The organism is Thermonema sp., from assembly GCF_026003375.1.
GTDB classification, from domain to species: domain Bacteria; phylum Bacteroidota; class Bacteroidia; order Cytophagales; family Thermonemataceae; genus Thermonema; species Thermonema rossianum.
Window position 1 is genome coordinate 143223 of record NZ_BPHD01000002.1, and the last position, 18057, is coordinate 161279.

General features: G+C 44.9%; 12 protein-coding genes and 1 CRISPR repeat array. Of the genes, 10 read left to right on the forward strand and 2 right to left on the reverse strand.

The window, feature by feature from the left end; all coding sequences use genetic code 11:
* Nucleotides 1-222: 222 nt before the first annotated feature.
* Both QVE43_RS05675 and asnS read right to left on the reverse strand, forming a co-directional pair.
* Nucleotides 223-882, reverse strand: a complete 660-nt coding sequence (locus QVE43_RS05675; RefSeq protein WP_288005047.1) for a CoA pyrophosphatase — start codon at nucleotides 880-882, stop codon at nucleotides 223-225.
* On the reverse strand, nucleotides 882-2321 hold the full coding sequence (asnS, locus tag QVE43_RS05680; protein WP_288005049.1) for an asparagine--tRNA ligase: 1440 nt from the start codon (nucleotides 2319-2321) through the stop codon (nucleotides 882-884). Before asnS ends, QVE43_RS05675 begins: the two co-directional genes overlap by 1 nt.
* A gap of 238 nt (nucleotides 2322-2559) precedes the next feature.
* Here asnS and QVE43_RS05685 point away from each other — a divergent pair, with 238 nt between their 5' ends.
* The 10 genes from QVE43_RS05685 to QVE43_RS05730 all read left to right on the forward strand — a co-directional run bounded on the left by QVE43_RS05685 (nucleotide 2560) and on the right by QVE43_RS05730 (nucleotide 17961).
* Entirely contained in the window at nucleotides 2560-3495 is a 936-nt protein-coding gene (locus QVE43_RS05685) for a YafY family protein (protein ID WP_288005051.1), read from the forward strand.
* 77 nt (nucleotides 3496-3572) lie between these two features.
* Entirely contained in the window at nucleotides 3573-4388 is an 816-nt protein-coding gene (gene cas6, locus QVE43_RS05690; protein ID WP_288005053.1) for a CRISPR-associated endoribonuclease Cas6, read from the forward strand.
* A gap of 30 nt (nucleotides 4389-4418) precedes the next feature.
* Nucleotides 4419-6290 (forward strand): hypothetical protein, encoded by a 1872-nt coding sequence (locus QVE43_RS05695; RefSeq protein ID WP_288005055.1) that lies wholly within the window; start codon nucleotides 4419-4421, stop codon nucleotides 6288-6290.
* 57 nt (nucleotides 6291-6347) lie between these two features.
* Nucleotides 6348-7313, forward strand: a complete 966-nt coding sequence (locus tag QVE43_RS05700; RefSeq protein ID WP_288005056.1) for a type I CRISPR-associated protein Cas7 — start codon at nucleotides 6348-6350, stop codon at nucleotides 7311-7313.
* A gap of 13 nt (nucleotides 7314-7326) precedes the next feature.
* Nucleotides 7327-8046, forward strand: a complete 720-nt coding sequence (gene cas5 / locus QVE43_RS05705) for a CRISPR-associated protein Cas5 (RefSeq protein WP_288005058.1) — start codon at nucleotides 7327-7329, stop codon at nucleotides 8044-8046.
* Nucleotides 8031-10454 carry a CRISPR-associated helicase Cas3' gene (gene cas3, locus QVE43_RS05710; protein WP_288005060.1) on the forward strand — a complete coding sequence of 808 codons (2424 nt, stop codon included), beginning with the start codon at nucleotides 8031-8033 and terminating at the stop codon, nucleotides 10452-10454. Before cas5 ends, cas3 begins: the two co-directional genes overlap by 16 nt.
* 4 nt (nucleotides 10455-10458) lie before the next feature.
* Nucleotides 10459-11007 (forward strand): CRISPR-associated protein Cas4, encoded by a 549-nt coding sequence (gene cas4, locus QVE43_RS05715; protein WP_288005062.1) that lies wholly within the window; start codon nucleotides 10459-10461, stop codon nucleotides 11005-11007.
* Between the two features lie 5 nt (nucleotides 11008-11012).
* Nucleotides 11013-12017: a type I-B CRISPR-associated endonuclease Cas1b gene (gene cas1b, locus QVE43_RS05720; protein ID WP_288005063.1), complete on the forward strand. Its 1005-nt coding sequence runs from the start codon at nucleotides 11013-11015 to the stop codon at nucleotides 12015-12017.
* A gap of 1 nt (nucleotide 12018) precedes the next feature.
* Nucleotides 12019-12282, forward strand: a complete 264-nt coding sequence (gene cas2 / locus QVE43_RS05725; RefSeq protein ID WP_038032082.1) for a CRISPR-associated endonuclease Cas2 — start codon at nucleotides 12019-12021, stop codon at nucleotides 12280-12282.
* 254 nt (nucleotides 12283-12536) lie between these two features.
* Nucleotides 12537-17326: a CRISPR direct-repeat array (repeat unit 30 nt; unit sequence CTTTTAATCGCACCAATGTGGAATTGAAAT).
* Nucleotides 17327-17409: 83 nt separating this feature from the next.
* The gene (locus QVE43_RS05730) at nucleotides 17410-17961 is read left to right on the forward strand and encodes a hypothetical protein (RefSeq protein ID WP_288005065.1); all 552 of its coding nucleotides are present in this window, start codon (nucleotides 17410-17412) and stop codon (nucleotides 17959-17961) included.
* Nucleotides 17962-18057: the final 96 nt, after the last annotated feature.

Here is an 18057-nt window from a genome sequence, read left to right on the forward strand (position 1 = left end):
CATTATTTGTGTTTTTTTTTTCGACGGAAGTAGCCTAATACTCGATAAATGCCAATCGGTATCAAACCAATAAAATTAACAAGCCGTTACATCAAAAACAGTTCAACGATACTGGTGCGTGCTACCAAGCGTGCAGACCAAAACAATGCTTTTTAAAAAAGCTGTTTTCAATATTTATTATCTGTACTTCTCAATGCCTCACAATGGTGGCTTCTGCTTTGATTACCCTTCCATGACTTGCTTCCACACATTCAAAAATTCATTTAATATCATGGCTGTGGCGCCCCATATGATATGGTCTCCAATACGGAAACAAGGGATGCGATATTCTTGGTCTTTCCAAGGGCGTACATACACATCACGGCAATGCTCGAACTGATACAAAGGGATTTCCAATATTTCGGCCACTTCGGCGGGTTCCGGTGTAAAAACAGGTGTATAGTCTATCATTGCCACCTGCGGATAGACCATGAAATTGCTTGGGGGGATATACAGCGGGCTTAGTTTTCCTATCACCTGCTCCGGCGACACAACCACCCCCACTTCTTCGGCTGTTTCGCGCAGTGCCGTATGCACATAACCGGGGTCGGTATCATCTACTTTACCGCCGGGAAAAGCGATTTGTCCGCTGTGCACACCGGGGTATTTTTGCCGCACGATGAAAGGCATATGCCAGCTGCCGTGTTTGGGATATAAGAGCAGCAGCACCGCCCCCAAGCGTGCACCGGGTGGTGGGGGCAGGTCACGCGGCTCCTTGTCGGGGAAGCGCTGCGGAGGGGCCATGTCTATATGGGCACGCCAGCCCGGCAGCGGACCGCGCAGTGCCTGCCATAGTTGCTTTTTCAGGTGCTCCGGGGGCGGTTGCAGTTGTCTGTTTTGCATCAGAACTCGGCGTTACCGGGTGTACGGGGGAAAGGAATCACATCACGAATGTTGCCCATGCCGGTGATGAACTGCACAAAACGCTCCAAGCCCAAGCCAAAGCCACTGTGAGGCACAGAGCCGAAGCGGCGGGTATCGAGGTACCACCACATTTCTTCGGTAGAGATGCCCACTTCTTCCATGCGGCGCTTGAGTTTGTCATAGTCTTCTTCACGCTGCGAGCCGCCAATGATTTCGCCAATACCCGGGAAGAGCACATCCATGGCGCGGACGGTCTTGCCGTCGTCGTTTTGCTTCATATAAAAAGCCTTGATTTCTTTGGGGTAGTCGGTCAAAATCACCGGCTTTTTGAAGTGCTTTTCCACCAGGTAGCGCTCGTGCTCTGCCTGCAGGTCAATGCCCCATGATACAGGAAACTGAAACTGGTTTTTCTTGTGCGGCTTCGACTGCAGCAAAATATCGATGGCTTCGGTGTAGGTCAGGCGCTCGAAAGCATTTTCTACCACGAAGTTCAGTTTTTCGATGAGCGGCATGGGGCTGCGCTCTTCTTGTTTCTTGCTCTTTTCTTCGTCGAGCAGGCGCTTTTCCAGGAAAGGCAGGTCGTCGGCGCAATGCTCGAGCACATGCCGTATGACGTACTTCACAAAGCGCTCTGCCAAATCCATGTTGTCGTGTATGTCGTAAAAAGCGGCTTCGGGTTCTATCATCCAGAATTCTGCCAGGTGGCGGGTTGTGTTCGAGTTTTCGGCACGGAAAGTAGGACCGAAAGTATATACACGCCCCAAGCCCAAAGCCATGAGTTCGGCTTCAAGTTGCCCGGAAACAGTCAGGTTCGTCGGGCGCTCAAAGAAGTCTTCTTTGAAGTTTACTTCACCGTCTTCGGTCAAGGGCGGGTTTTTGGGGTCGAGGGTAGTGACCCGGAACATAGCCCCTGCCCCTTCGGCATCGGAAGCCGTGATGATGGGCGAATGCACATAGAAGAAACCTTCTTCATGGAAGAACTTATGGATGGCATAGGATACATGATGACGGATGCGAAACACAGCGCCAAAGGTGGTGGTACGGGCACGCAGGTGTGCGTTTTCGCGCACAAACTCCAATGAGTGTTTTTTGGGTTGGAAGGGATATTTTTCCGGATCGGCCGGTCCCAGTACCTCTATCTCTTGGGCTTGCACCTCCACAGCCTGCCCGCTGCCCTGCGAAGGCACCAGCTTGCCCAACACCCGCACCGAAGCGCCGGTATGCACGTCTTTCAGCTGCTCTTCGGGGATTTGGTTCAAGTCAACGACCACCTGTATGTTGTGAATGGTAGAGCCATCGTTGACAGTGATAAAAGCTACTTGCTTGCTGCCTCTGCGGTTGCGCACCCAGCCCAATACTTCCACGCTCTGCTCTTGTGGCGCCATGGCCAATAGCTCTTTGATAGTTGGTTTTGCCATAGTCTGTGTATATGTTTTTAATTGCCTTGTTTGTAAAATCTTTTCTACGCTTAGGGGCTTAAAGTTAGTGCTTTTTGAAGAAACACAAGCGGTGCCGGCGGGGAAAGTACGGTTTGGCGCTTCCGTCCTTTTCCATTACAAGCTTGCAAAAAAATGTGTAATATTTTGGAAAATCATTATTTTGTCATGCGACAGGGTACACCGTTGCCCACTACCACGCACATAAAGGATTGAGCCCATGATTGACAAAAATCGCCCCCGTGCGCGCGTATTGCGCCTTTTGGTGAGGCTTATTCAAAGTCCCTATGCCTATACGCTCAAAGAGCTGGCAGAGAAGATGGGCGTAAATGAGCGCACCATAAAACGTGACTTGGAAGAGTTGCGCAATGCCGGTTTTGTTGTCGATTATGACCGCAAATACCGCTATGCGCTGCGCACAGAAGAGAAAGGCAAGGAGTTGCGCGACCTGCTTTATTTTTCCGGCGAAGAGCAGGAGATGCTCTATCGTGCCATAGACAGCCTGCCTTTGCAGGCAAACAAAGCGCGCCGCTTGAAAGAAAAACTGGGCTCACTTTATGATTTCCATAAACTGGGCTTGCTGGCCTACCCCAAGCCTTTTTTAACCAAAATAGAACGTCTGGCAGAAGCACAAAAGCAAAAACGGCAGGTGTTATTGAAGAACTACCGTTCGGTCAACTCCAACGAAACGAAAGACCGCCGGGTAGAGGTATTCGAGCTGCGGGCAGCCGAAGACCTGTGTTTTGCCTATGACCTGCACCGCCAAGGCAACCGTATTTTCCGCCCTTCGCGCTGTGGCGAAGTGGTGGTACTCGATGAAGCATGGCAATATGAACATAAGCACCGCCCTCTGCCTACCGACCCTTTCCTCATTGTAGATAAGGACCAAGTAACGGTGGATATCCGCCTGAAAACGGGCGGCTATAATCTGCTCATAGAGCAGTTTCCGCTTTGCGCCCAATATTGCGAAAAGATAGATGCCGAAACCTATGCTTTTCGTTGCAAGGTCAACCATCAATTTATAGGGCTGACCAACTTCCTTTTGGGCAATCATGAGCACGTCATCGATATTGTGGCACCCGGTGAGCTGGTGGCACACTTGCAGGCACAGTTTGAAAAAATGGTTTTTCTGAAAAAAGGTGAAAAAAATTTTTGAGGTGGGACAGTTTTTGTCATACCTGCAATAGTAGATTTACTTCCATCAATCACAGATAACCAAATAAAATCATCGCAATGAGAATTCAGCTGACACTACAACATTCGAATGAAGCCAAGGTGGATTTCAACTATCAGTATCATCTGTCTTCATGGATTTACAAGACACTGGCACAAGCCGATGGCGACTTTGCCGAATGGCTGCATCAACAAGGGCACGTCTATGGCAAGCGGGCATACCGTCTGTTTACTTTCGGCAAGCTGCAGCCGCGCCGCTACGGCGTTGACCGGCAAAGTAAAATGCTGGTGCTGAAAGAAGCCCCTACCACCTTGACGCTCTCGTTTCATGTGCCGGACACCCTGCAGCACTTCGTAACCGGCTTGTTTGAACATCAACGCTTTTCGCTGGGCAGCAGGCATTACCATGTGGACTTCGAGGTGCAGACGGTGCGTATGCTGCCGCCACCGGCATTCAAAGAAACGATGCGCTACCGCTGCGAATCGCCCATCCTGATAAGCCGCCTCTACGAGGGCAACCCCTATCCGCAATACCTGGCACCGGACGCACCGGAATATGCTTCTTTGCTGCTGCAAAACCTGCTGCGCAAATGGCGTGCATGGCAGGGCGTCACGGTGCTTAGCAATGAAGCGCCTCTCGAAGAAAGCTTGCCCTACAATGTGCCTTTTGCTTTCCGCCTGCTCAGCCGCCCGCGCTCCAAGCTGCTGCGGGTCAAAACCACCGACTTGCGTGGCTATGAGTTCAGCTTCGAACTGACCGCCCCCATCGAACTGCATGAAATAGGTTACAACGCCGGCTTCGGCGAAAAAAATGCCGCCGCCGGCATGGGTCTGGTGCAGGTGGTGCATGACACCGCTTCGCTTAAAGTCATTTAGTAGTAGAACATAACTTTAAATTGAAAAGATATGATGCTGGAAACAATTGTAGAAATCGGCAAGATAGTGCAGCAACACCCGCAGGGGATGCAATATCACCGGTATTTTAACCCGGTGAAACAAGATATAGATGTTTACCGGAAGAAAAAAGATAACAACAATAACCCCATAGAGCCGGTGATATACAAAATTCCGGTAGATTCAAAAGAAGACAGGTTATTCATTAATTTGGAACAAAAAGAAGAAATCAAGGACGAGGACTACATTAAATTGCTTTATACCCTCAATTACAAGACTTCCGACCGCGACTCTTCCAAACGTTACCTTTATGGCGATATTTCTTATGCTCACTATCCCAAGAAGACAGGTAGTGCAATCATTGAAGAAAACGGCAATTATCGCTTGCTAAAGAAAAGTTCTTTCGATGCTGCTGAAGAGCAAGCAGCCACTCTGCCGGAAGACTCCTTCATTGTAAAGTTCAGGCATGCCTTCAAAGAAAGGAAGGAGGAAATAGAAGCGCTACTAAAAAGCCACCCGGCAGTCATTCTACACTTTTGCTTCGAAGGCGGCAAGTTTTGGTATGAGCAAGAAGAAGCCATGCAAGTACTGAAAAAGCATATACTGGAATCATTCGCCTATCCGGTAAATACCGATGAACTCAAAGGCTTCAGCCTGAAAAAGGGCTTGATTACCATGGGCGTTTCAGAAGATGACAATAAGCGAAGTGTTCTGACGAATAAAACCCTTACAGACAGCCCGTTATTTAAGCACAGTTACCAGATGTATCTTTTCAATAGCTTGGATGACATCTGGGCTCTTATGTATGCCATGGGGTTTGCCGAAACAGCTTTCTTTAAGCCTGACAGCAATGTGCATGTAGTAGCACTTCCTCATGGTCCGAACATTACAGCCGATGCCTTGATTGAGTTCTTTACCACTCCCGGCAAGACAATAGAGAAGGCGGTGGATAAAGAAAAGGCTCTCAAAGACAAACAACAAGCAACTGCGGCAAAAAACAACAGCACCGATGAGCAAGACGAGTGGGATGTACTCTTCGAGCCTATGACTCACGCTCTTACTCATGCTCCATTCAGTAATGATATTGCTTACGACATAGTCTTTATATCTCCCAAGAGTGCTGCCAGCCCGGCCACCTACCTGCTGACTATAGAGAACCTTAGCAAAAGCTTCTTGAGCTTATTGGAACAGCGCATACAAAACATCAAGATAAAGATACGAGAACTGGCACGAAAAGAAGGTTATAAGCAAGTTGAGCAGCTACAACTCGAAATTCACAATGCACTGAAACAAATATTGAATTTATCAAAAGGGAAAAGTGATAAACTACGCAATCACTTTGTGAGTGTGCTGTCAAAGATTTATATGGACAGCTATCGCAATGATGCTGTGTTGCTTCCTGCGTTTGTAGACAATGTAGAGCAGCAATTACGAGACGGCAAAGTTTACTATCACTCCCTAAAATATCAACTGTATTTGCTTCTTGAATTGCAACAAAACGACAGAATCATGGAAATAAAACAGAATCCAAGTTACCGGATAGGTTACTGCCTGGGGATCATGGCACGCCCCTTTGCCGCATGGCGCGACGACTGCCCTATCAAAAGTTTTGAAAAGAACTATGTGGGCAATCTCACACGCCGCATTGCGCATTATGCTGACATTCTGAAGTTTTACAACTTTTTGAATGAGAAGCTCACTATACATGAGCGGATGTTTCCCGACCAGCGAAACGCCTCGCAAGAGTTGGCACAGCTTTTGGGTGCTCCTCCCAAGCACTACAACAAAGATGTTTGCGCATTGGGCTTTTTCGAAGCCTATTTTCAGCAAAAAACCAAAAATGAAGCAAATAGTGAGGTCAAAGAAGCAAACCAAGAGGTTTAAACTTTATTTTTCAGCCAGTTAAACTGATTTTAATAAACCATTAAAAACTCAACGGTCATGGAAAACATAATCAAAGAAAAAAGCGAAATCTTATTCTTGTACGAGGTGAAGTACTCCATTCCTAACGGCGACCCCTTCACCGGCGAGCAACGCTATGATGAAGACAGCAAAAAGATTCTTGTAAGCGATGTGCGTATCAAACGCTTTATTCGTGACTATCTGCAGGAAGCCGGCAACTTTGAAATTTACGTTACCGACAAAGAAAAATCCCTTTTGGACTCCAAAGAGTCCGGTTCTGCCAGCCGTCTTAATGCCTTAATTGAAAAACACAAAACCAAGCATAACATAAGCAACCCTAAAAAGATAACAGAAGAACAACTTCTGAAGGTAATGCAGGAGTGTATAGATGTACGCTTGTTCGGTGGGATATCTACAAAGGAAAAGGCCGCTGTAAACCTTACCGGACCGGTGCAATTTGCTTTGCTCAACCCATCACTCAACCGTGTAGATTTGCGCATTCATCAAAACACCTCACTGTTCAGCTCTTCCGGTGAGAAATCGCGCGGTGCTATCGGCACTACCAGTATTGTACCTTATGCCGTTTGTCAAATTCATGGCTGGGTCACCCCCTTTGCTGCACGCTACACTTCACTCACCCCCGATGACCTCGATACAATGTTCACGGCGCTATGGGAGAGTGTAAACAACAGCAACACCCGCAGCAAATCCGGGCAGGACTCATTGTTATTGTTACAGTTTGTTTATCAAAAGCCTACGGATAAAGTATATGGCATAGACCGTGCACTTTACCTTGAACCTGCCGGAGGCGTGAGCGAGGAACAGGTGCGTTCTTTCGAAGAAGCTGGATTGAAAGTCGATCGCCTGAAAGAAATCATCAACTCGCCCAAAATAAAAGAAGTGCGCTACTATACCGAGCACCCAGCTGTGGAAGCTGCCTTGACGGAACTACTAAGCGACAAATTGAAAAAAATGCAACTCAAACCTGTTTATCAAACAGCTTAAGCCAAATTGAAGTATGAAAGCCTTCCGAATGAAAATTAGCGGACAGTGGGCACATTTCCGCCGGACCGAAACCAACAACCAGCCACTTACCCACAATATTATTCCCAAAACTGCGCTTATCGGTTTGATGGGCGCCGTCAGTGGCTGGGAGCGTGCAAAGTTGAGGAAGGCTTTCCCTCAACTTTGCCAAGACATTGCTTATAGCGTCAAGGTGCCCGCACCGTTGAGCAAAATGAGCTTCGGCTTCACCGCTCGCCCTTCTATAAGCGATGTTTATGATAAAAGCCGGAAAACCATGGAAATCATACGCAACCCACAGTATGAAGTCATCGTGGCGCTACGACAAACGGGTAGCGATGCCGAAGCACTTTTTTCAAATTTCGTGAACTGCCTAAAAAGTGAAGAGCAATACTACCCGGCGGTATTGGGGCTGCACAATTGCCCCTGCAACCTGGAACTGCTGGATGAGGGGGAAGTATTGCAAGAAAACGAAGGAGAGTTTGATACCTCCTACTTTGTACTTTCTTCCCACAAACCCCGCATGGATACAGTGCAAGAGGTTGTTTTAGGCTTTGATAAAATACCAACTATTCAAAACAGCCGTTTACGCAATCTGCCGGACAGTTATGTCCCCGTAGTGTTTCCAGTTAATGCCAGCATCAAGGTGGAAGGAAAGTACAACCAGTATCGTAGTAACCGGCAAAATGTATCATTTGCATGTGTGCTCGTTTGAAATATCAATCACATCCGGGTAAGCCACTGGAAAAACATATCGAGGGAGTGGTGCAAAAAGCTCTGCACCGCTCCCCCTCTCCGGTGGTAAAATGGGCAGCCTATTTTCATGACTTAGGCAAAATCAATCCCTTCTTTCAACAGAAGTTGGAAAAGAAAGAAGTAAATGGCTACAGTGCACACGCCTACCTCTCGGCATTAGCATGGCTTGCATTTTTTTTAACAAATAATCAAAGTCTTCGTCAAGAGATAAAAGAGCCCATTTATATTTATATCATCTTTCTTCTGATTATCAAACATCATGGCAATTTGCCTGATATTGAACACCCCACCAGCCGGGAACATCTGTCTCAGCTTAAGTCTTTCCTGGAAGAAAATCCGCACCTACCTTTTTCCGACTTTCTCAGGGAAAACTTAGGTATTCAGCATAATAGCTTTGAGATTTCCAATATTATTGAAAAGCTGGGTTCGTTTATTCAAAAAATAGTAGCAAAGTGGCAAGACAAGCCATTGGACTACTTTATGGATACTCAATTCGCCTTTGCCTCTCTCATTGAGGCAGATAAGCGCGACGCCGGCAACAATGAGCTTTATGCGCTTCCTCAAACAATTGAGCGCTTGAGAAAAAAACTACCTGACGCCTTAACCAATACCTTTCATCGCTTTTCTGCCGATAACGACTTAAACAAGCAAAGAATAGCCCTACGTAAAGAAGCAGAAAGCAGACTACGTACTTTCTTGAACGAAGGCAAATCACGAATCTTCACACTGACTGCGCCTACCGGCGCCGGCAAAACGCTCACACTGTTGCGCTTGGCTTCTATCATACAAGAAAAGTACCCTGAAATGGGCATTGTCTATGCCCTTCCTTTCTTGTCTATTATAGAACAAACGCAGGCAATTGCAGAGAAACTGCTGGAAGAAGAGCTGGTGTTGGCGGTGTCTTCGAAGGCGCATGACAAAAACATGGAAAAACTCATCGAGCAACTAGACTACACCATAGATGAGTCTTTGCTTGATAAGCTGCTTAAACGCGACTTTCTGCGCACTACCTTCGACCATCCTTTTGTCATAACCACCTTTGTACAGCTTTTTGAAACATTGTTGAGCAACCGCAATGCTACCTTGTTAAAGTTACCCAACTTAAGTAACCGCATATTTCTTATAGATGAAATACAGGCACTCCCCCCAAGGTTGTATATTTTCTTTGCGGCTTGGTTACAAGCTTTCTGCGAACGGAACCAGTGCTTTGCCATTTTGTCGAGTGCCACCATGCCCGAGTTCATCTTCCCCGAAAAACCATATTTGCCCGAAGAAAGAAAACCACAAAAGCTTTTTCCCGGCTATAGCCCGCCGGCAGAGCTGCTTGAATACACAAAATATTTTCAGCACGCCTGTTTCAACCGTTATAAAATCATACGCCACGATCCCTTTGAGCTGGATTATGGCCGGCTGGTAAGTGCCATCTTGCAACAAGACAAATCTTGTTTGGTTATTGTAAATACCATTCAAAGTTCTAAAGAGCTGTATAAAGCACTAAAAGCAAAGCTTTTACATGACCGGAATACCTGGCTTTTCCTGCTCAATACCCATTTTACCCCCCACGATCGACGGCGTAAGATCCGGGAAATACAGCAGTCCCTTCAGGAAGGCAAGCAACGTGTAATATTTATTTCCACCCAACTCATAGAGGCCGGCGTAGATATTGACTTCCCTGTGGTTTACAGAGACTTATGCCCACTACCGGCTCTCATACAAAGCGCCGGACGCTGTAATCGCAACAATAAACTTCCGGAAGGTGGGCATGTCTTTCTCTTTCACCTGAAAAGCGAAGGTAAAAGCTTTGCCAAGATAGTATATAAAGACTTCCGTGGCGAATTGAACAATATGGAAGCTGAGCTCTTTAAAAACTGTACGGAAATAGAAGAAAAAAACCTGGTCCATGTTCAAAAAAGATTTTTTGAACGCATTGCACGAAACCTGTCTATAGGCGATTGTGAAATATGGATAGACGGGCAGAAGCAAAATCACAACCTTATTGAACTTGTTTACAAAGGAAAGTTTGAAACCATGGGTAGGTTTAGACTTATCCAAGAAGAAACCTATGGAGAAACTTATCAATACTATATTGCTCCCGACATCGAGCATGATCCCTACCGGCAAGCAGAAACAATAGCCGAACAAATCGGTCAATGCCCGGACTACCGCACAAGTCTTCCGCTTCGGCTTAAACTCTCCCAGTTGATGCGACACATTCAGGACTACACCATCAACGTAAGACTACCCCGAAATGCAACACCACCGGTCTATAGCAGCGATTCCTTCGGAATACGTTCCCTGGCCAACCGGCAACTATACAGCTACGAGTATGGCTTAGATATTCAAAGTACTGTTGACTTGATTTTATAAAACCATGCCACCCATTACTATTACCGCTGTGCTCATGTCTTACTATTTGACGTGCCCGCGTCGCATGTGGCTCTTCCATCATCACATACGCATGGAGCACAACAGCGACTTGGTATATGCCGGCAAGCTGGTAGATGAGCACAGCTATGGGCGCCGCAGCACACGCGATCGCCAGTTGGAACTGCGGGCACAGTTGTGCCCCGGTGTGCAGCTGTTGGGCGTGCTCGACTATCTGGACACCGACAGCCGCACCATTCACGAAACCAAAAAATCGGACCGCAAAGAAGAAGCACACATCGCCCAGCTGCGCTTTTATCAACTCCTGTTGAAAGAAAACGGCATGGAAGGATGCCGCGGCATCATAGAATATCCTTTGTTGCGCAGCACCACCGAAGTGCCACCGCTCGATGCGGCCACCGAGGCACGGCTCCGCCAAGAGCTGCATGCCATTGTGCAGATTTTGCGCGATGCACAATGCCCGCCCCTGCAACGCAGTCCGCTGTGCCGCCAATGTGCCTACTATGACTATTGCTACATAGACGAAACCGAATAGATGCCATGAAGAAATCGTATTATCTGTTCAATCCCGGGCGCTTGAGTCGCAAAGACAACACCCTGAAGTTCGTGCCCACAGACGAAGAAGGCAACGAAGGACAAGCCCGCTACCTGCCCGTTGAAAGCGTGAAAGAACTCTACGTGTTTGGTGCTTTGGATGCCAACAGTGCCCTGTACAACTTCTTAGGGCAACAAGGCATTGCCGTGCATTTCTTCAATTACTACGAGTTCTACACCGGCTCATTCATGCCGCGCGATTATCTGCTTGCCGGCAAAGTGCAGATTGCCCAAACGCAACACTATCTGCACGCAGCCAAGCGCCTGATGCTGGCACGCCTTTTTGTGAAAGGTGCTGCATTCAACATGCTGAAAAACCTGCGTTACTACGCCTCTCGCGGCACGCCCCTGCACACCCCCATTGCCCAAATAGAAGGGCTCATGCAACACATCGAATCAAGCCACGACATAGAAACCCTCATGGGCATAGAAGGCAACATACGCCAAATTTATTACGAGTGCTTTGAGCACATCGTGTCCGGCTTTGCCTTTGAGCGGCGCAGCAAACAACCGCCCGAAAACGAACTGAACACCCTCATTTCATTTGGCAATATGTTGTGTTACACCCTCTGCCTGCGGCAGCTTTACCACACCCAACTCAACCCCACCATCAGCTTTCTGCACGAGCCGGGCATGCGCCGCTACAGCCTGTCACTCGACCTTGCCGAAATATTCAAACCGCTGCTTGTCGATCGCACCATCTTCAATGTGCTCAATAAAAAGATACTACAACCCTCCGACTTTCGCCGCGAGCTCAACCGCTGCGTACTGCGCCCTTCGGCTGCCAGAAAATTTGTAGAGCAGTGGGAAGAACGCCTGAAAACGACCATCCGGCACCGCACCCTCAATCGGAAAGTCAGCTATGAACACCTCGTGCGCCTGGAATGCTACAAGCTCATCAAACACATTTTGAATATTCAAACCTACAAACCCTTTAAAGCCTGGTGGTAAAATGTATGTCATTGCCGTATATGATGTAGCCCAAGAGCGCACGGCCAAGATGCTCAAGCTGTGCCGCCGTTATTTGCATTGGATACAAAACTCGGTCTTCGAAGGCGAAATCACCGAAGCCAAACTGCAACAACTCATCTATGAGGCGCGTAGCCTCATGGACCCCGAAACCGACAGCTTCATTATATTCAGCAGCCGGCACGGGCACCGGCTCGATAAACAAATCATAGGAAAGGAAAAAAACACAACAGACAACTTTTTGTAAAACACTGAAAAACATACAGTTAACAAAACGAATATCGTCGATGTACACTCAACCGGCGTCCCTATCAGTGGACAGGAAGAAACAAATCGAAAAAGTTAGAACACAAACAACTGACAATCAACAAATTACAAAAGTCGTCGTACCCCCGGCAAAATTGCACTACTCCCCATCGACGACTTTTTTCTCTCCCCCTTTCACAAAAAAGCGCCCTCTACCCTTGCAAAAAAGCACTTTTTGCTTTATATTGCCTACGGCTTTTAATCGCACCAATGTGGAATTGAAATCTTAATAGCTGCACGATAGCTTAGAACTCTTTTAATCGCACCAATGTGGAATTGAAATATCGCACGTTCAACTAGCATTGCAGTCTTTTAATCGCACCAATGTGGAATTGAAATTATACTGTCGATATGGCTGAACACAGATTCTTTTAATCGCACCAATGTGGAATTGAAATTCAGTACACTTAGCCAGCGTGTACATGCTATCTTTTAATCGCACCAATGTGGAATTGAAATCGATTTGTTGTCTTCAGTACGCAGTGCTCTTTTAATCGCACCAATGTGGAATTGAAATGCTCGCATAGCTTGACTTGTGAGCTTGACTTTTAATCGCACCAATGTGGAATTGAAATTAAGCGTTCACGTAGCAAGTCTTACTTGCACTTTTAATCGCACCAATGTGGAATTGAAATTAGCTGTGATTTAGCCTTGGCTATGTACTTTTAATCGCACCAATGTGGAATTGAAATTAAGGCTGTATATTCAAACCGAAGTTGCTTTTAATCGCACCAATGTGGAATTGAAATCGCGCTATAGCACTGCTATCTTAGGCCGCACTTTTAATCGCACCAATGTGGAATTGAAATCGTTTTGTACGTTCTGTGTCATAGAAAAGACTTCTTTTAATCGCACCAATGTGGAATTGAAATCACCAGAAAGTTATCGAAAGTATCGATCTAAACTTTTAATCGCACCAATGTGGAATTGAAATTTCTGCCTTTCCGCTCTCCATACATACTGATTACTTTTAATCGCACCAATGTGGAATTGAAATGCTTACTGAAACAAAAGTAAATAGAACTTTACTTTTAATCGCACCAATGTGGAATTGAAATGACTTAAAAGTGCAACGAGCAGAAAAGCATCGCTTTTAATCGCACCAATGTGGAATTGAAATTGCTGCGACGAATCGCTCTGCTTTCTCTAATTGCTCTTTTAATCGCACCAATGTGGAATTGAAATAGATTTGAGAGCACAAGTGCTAAAACGTCTTGGACTCTTTTAATCGCACCAATGTGGAATTGAAATATGCTAATTCTGTGTGCTCCAAGCGTTGGCTTTTGACTTTTAATCGCACCAATGTGGAATTGAAATATTGCGACAGCGGTTCTCTGCCAGTCATGTACCACTTTTAATCGCACCAATGTGGAATTGAAATTCACTTATATTTATTTATATTTACAGTTTACGCACTTTTAATCGCACCAATGTGGAATTGAAATAAAGTGCTCCAGTTACGTTCGAGGTCTTGCTGGCTTTTAATCGCACCAATGTGGAATTGAAATTTACAGTGATAGGTCTTACTTGTTATTAAAAACTTTTAATCGCACCAATGTGGAATTGAAATTTGCTACCTATGAAGCATACAGGCCTTTTAATCGCACCAATGTGGAATTGAAATGACAAAGTTCGCAACTTTCAATTCGTACTTTTAATCGCACCAATGTGGAATTGAAATTTCAAAATACGATTAGAAGCGCTTGAAAGAGACTCTTTTAATCGCACCAATGTGGAATTGAAATATGTTAATATTGCACCAAAGCTATTGCACTTACACTTTTAATCGCACCAATGTGGAATTGAAATATTACATGCCTCTTGTAAGATTCGCCCCGCTTTTGCTTTTAATCGCACCAATGTGGAATTGAAATACGTTCATGACTATGTAACGCCGTTGTTGGAAGTGCTTTTAATCGCACCAATGTGGAATTGAAATATATTGTATCTTTAAAAAATTTGTTCTATAGTTGCTTTTAATCGCACCAATGTGGAATTGAAATTAAGTATACTCTTGATTACACTCGTTTAAGTTGTCTTTTAATCGCACCAATGTGGAATTGAAATCAAACACTTGACCCGCTGCCGGGAAGTGTAGAGCGCCGCTTTTAATCGCACCAATGTGGAATTGAAATGTGTGTTTACGTTATGTTGCGACACCGAAAGGGCTTTTAATCGCACCAATGTGGAATTGAAATGTTAAGTCATTGTTGAGTGATTTGGAAGGACGCTTTTAATCGCACCAATGTGGAATTGAAATAATGAACCATATCATATAGAGTATTTGAGCATGCTTTTAATCGCACCAATGTGGAATTGAAATTTTCAACTGAAGAGGAATCCCTCAAAACTCTTTTAATCGCACCAATGTGGAATTGAAATGATACTGAGAGTGTTAATTGGACGCTTCCAATCTTTTAATCGCACCAATGTGGAATTGAAATCGGCGAAGCTGGTACTCCGGGTGCGCAGCTTTTAATCGCACCAATGTGGAATTGAAATGCGTACAATCCGTATTTAGCGATCACCCTTTTAATCGCACCAATGTGGAATTGAAATAGTGCCGTTGCCGTAACGGTCTTGCCTTCACGTCTCTTTTAATCGCACCAATGTGGAATTGAAATATAATAATACCCCCCGCCGCCTTTGGCTTTTTTCTTACTTTTAATCGCACCAATGTGGAATTGAAATGACAACCAACGCAATAAGCGCTAACGTCTCTTTGCTTTTAATCGCACCAATGTGGAATTGAAATAGAGTTGGCTTTGAAATACGAAACGGAGCTGACGCTTTTAATCGCACCAATGTGGAATTGAAATATGGAGGTATTGAACGCGGTGCCAGAACCCCGATGCTTTTAATCGCACCAATGTGGAATTGAAATATTTGCTTGCGAATTCATCATATATAGTGTATCGACCTCTTTTAATCGCACCAATGTGGAATTGAAATTGGTTCATGCCGGCGGTGCGTGTCTCAAATTTACGTACCTTTTAATCGCACCAATGTGGAATTGAAATTGTGAAGCGAAAAAGGTTCTTTACTCCGTACGAGCTTTTAATCGCACCAATGTGGAATTGAAATTTCGCAAGCTGAAAAAAGCCCGTTTAGAGACGTTTCTTTTAATCGCACCAATGTGGAATTGAAATAATCTTCACCGTATCCAATTTTTCCGAACTGTAATTCTTTTAATCGCACCAATGTGGAATTGAAATACCCGCAACCAAAAGCAGCGGCGAGGGGGTTTTGCTTTTAATCGCACCAATGTGGAATTGAAATAGGGGCGCCATTGAGATTGAAGTTATACACAACGACTTTTAATCGCACCAATGTGGAATTGAAATTCTGTAATTTATTGTGAATAGTAGCCCTTGCCGCTCTCTCTTTTAATCGCACCAATGTGGAATTGAAATTTTGTCGAGGGCGCGCTTTTTATCTACTTTGTAGCCCTTTTAATCGCACCAATGTGGAATTGAAATCGAAGCCAACTTTTTTGTTTAGGACTACTTTTTTTGCTTTTAATCGCACCAATGTGGAATTGAAATGAAAACGTACAGCAAACTTTGCTGGTAACAGACTACTTTTAATCGCACCAATGTGGAATTGAAATCCCGAGTGCAGCTCTGTATTACAAAAATCCATCCCTTTTAATCGCACCAATGTGGAATTGAAATTGACAATAGGAGATGAAATCTCAGGAAGTTACGGACTTTTAATCGCACCAATGTGGAATTGAAATGAACGTTGCGCAATTCTCATTGAACTTTTTAATGTCTTTTAATCGCACCAATGTGGAATTGAAATTTAAATTTACGACCTTTCGAGCGCTGTTTGCAGCCCTTTTAATCGCACCAATGTGGAATTGAAATGACAAAAGCCAATAAGGCGTTAGCTCCCGAAATGGCTTTTAATCGCACCAATGTGGAATTGAAATAAAAAATAATAGTACTATGAACGCAAAAACAAAAATTCTTTTAATCGCACCAATGTGGAATTGAAATCGCTACACGGAACTGTCCGTTGCTCTCGAATACGCCCTTTTAATCGCACCAATGTGGAATTGAAATACGGGGAGTACGAACTTGCCGACGGTGTAGTTATCCTTTTAATCGCACCAATGTGGAATTGAAATTCGGCTCAGCCGCTGCCGTCTTTTGTGCGGCGCCGCTCTTTTAATCGCACCAATGTGGAATTGAAATTTGTAAACAACAGCTATAGCGCAATTGTCGCTTTCTTTTAATCGCACCAATGTGGAATTGAAATTTATCCTGTTTAGACGCTAAGAGCAATAGACGCTACTTTTAATCGCACCAATGTGGAATTGAAATTCGTGCCAATTTTTAATAACATATTCAAGACCATATCTTTTAATCGCACCAATGTGGAATTGAAATAACTTTTTTTTATACTATATAAATTTAACTTCTACTTTTAATCGCACCAATGTGGAATTGAAATGGCAACGAATTCCAGCTCGTGTGACAAATTCGCCCCTTTTAATCGCACCAATGTGGAATTGAAATTGCAAAGTCGTCTAAATACGTAACTTTGACAAAAACTTTTAATCGCACCAATGTGGAATTGAAATTGGCGGTATATATGAACTCCTCGGAGGGCATTACATCTTTTAATCGCACCAATGTGGAATTGAAATGCAGATGACCCTCGACGGCACTCAGGTATGGCAGCTTTTAATCGCACCAATGTGGAATTGAAATCAAAAGCTGTTTTTGAAGCTGCATAGTCGTAAACCTCACCTTTTAATCGCACCAATGTGGAATTGAAATTGGCGGTATATATGAACTCCTCGGAGGGCATTACATCTTTTAATCGCACCAATGTGGAATTGAAATGATACTTAATACGCTAATGAGCACGGTGCGCGGTGTCTTTTAATCGCACCAATGTGGAATTGAAATACATTCCGGCTACTGCAAAGGACAATCCTTATATTCCTTTTAATCGCACCAATGTGGAATTGAAATAGACATAGATTTGTCAATCAGCTTTTATGAATCCGCTTTGTAGGTACCGGGCTTTATTGGCAAAAGGAATACTCCTTGTTGCAATGCATATTTACGGCATATCTTCCCTGCAGGCGCAGGGAGAACCCTATAGCATCGCTGAATATGGACATGTGCCTGCCGTGGAAGGCGATTTTAATGGCGATGGTGTCAAAGAGTATGCATGGCTGTATGCTGCTCCCAGTGTAGAGATGGGTTGTGTATATGAGCCTTGCGTGGGATATGTCATTTTTTCCAACCCCAACTTAAAACCCATAGAAGTACAGAGTGCGGTCAGTGGTTATTTGGTCAACGAAGGCGATTTAACCGGCGACGGTGCCGATGAAATAGGCGTATTGCCCATGTGGTTTACCAGTAACTACAAGTTTTATCACCTGTTTAGTTACAACCGCGCAACTGCCACATTCGAAGCACTTATTGAGCCCATTACCATCCGGCTCGATATGTACTTAGGCGATACATGGGAAGAAACCCTGCAAAATTTAGTAGAAGGTGTATCGTCCAAACCGCTGGTTTTACTCATACACCGTGTAGAAACAGACTTGGAAGGGCGTTCTTCATGGGTAAAAGAACGCATTGTTTTTCGAGAAAGATAAACGACCGGTGGCCTTTTTGCTGCCGAATATCCGGCATTTGGCACCCAACCCCCTCAAAAACAAAAAATTAGCGCTTTTTTCCTACATTTTCTTGTG

Excerpts from the sequence above, each read along its gene's own strand:
- asnS (WP_288005049.1), bottom strand. The coding sequence starts at position 2,321 with ATGGCAAAACCAACTATCAAAGAGCTATTGGCCATGGCGCCACAAGAG.
- cas2 (WP_038032082.1), top strand. The coding sequence starts at position 12,019 with ATGTATGTCATTGCCGTATATGATGTAGCCCAAGAGCGCACGGCCAAG.
- QVE43_RS05695 (WP_288005055.1), top strand. The coding sequence starts at position 4,419 with ATGATGCTGGAAACAATTGTAGAAATCGGCAAGATAGTGCAGCAACAC.
- cas4 (WP_288005062.1), top strand. The coding sequence starts at position 10,459 with ATGCCACCCATTACTATTACCGCTGTGCTCATGTCTTACTATTTGACG.
- cas5 (WP_288005058.1), top strand. The coding sequence starts at position 7,327 with ATGAAAGCCTTCCGAATGAAAATTAGCGGACAGTGGGCACATTTCCGC.
- QVE43_RS05685 (WP_288005051.1), top strand. The coding sequence starts at position 2,560 with ATGATTGACAAAAATCGCCCCCGTGCGCGCGTATTGCGCCTTTTGGTG.
- cas3 (WP_288005060.1), top strand. The coding sequence starts at position 8,031 with ATGTGTGCTCGTTTGAAATATCAATCACATCCGGGTAAGCCACTGGAA.
- cas6 (WP_288005053.1), top strand. The coding sequence starts at position 3,573 with ATGAGAATTCAGCTGACACTACAACATTCGAATGAAGCCAAGGTGGAT.
- QVE43_RS05700 (WP_288005056.1), top strand. The coding sequence starts at position 6,348 with ATGGAAAACATAATCAAAGAAAAAAGCGAAATCTTATTCTTGTACGAG.
- cas1b (WP_288005063.1), top strand. The coding sequence starts at position 11,013 with ATGAAGAAATCGTATTATCTGTTCAATCCCGGGCGCTTGAGTCGCAAA.
- QVE43_RS05675 (WP_288005047.1), bottom strand. The coding sequence starts at position 882 with ATGCAAAACAGACAACTGCAACCGCCCCCGGAGCACCTGAAAAAGCAA.
- QVE43_RS05730 (WP_288005065.1), top strand. The coding sequence starts at position 17,410 with ATGCATATTTACGGCATATCTTCCCTGCAGGCGCAGGGAGAACCCTAT.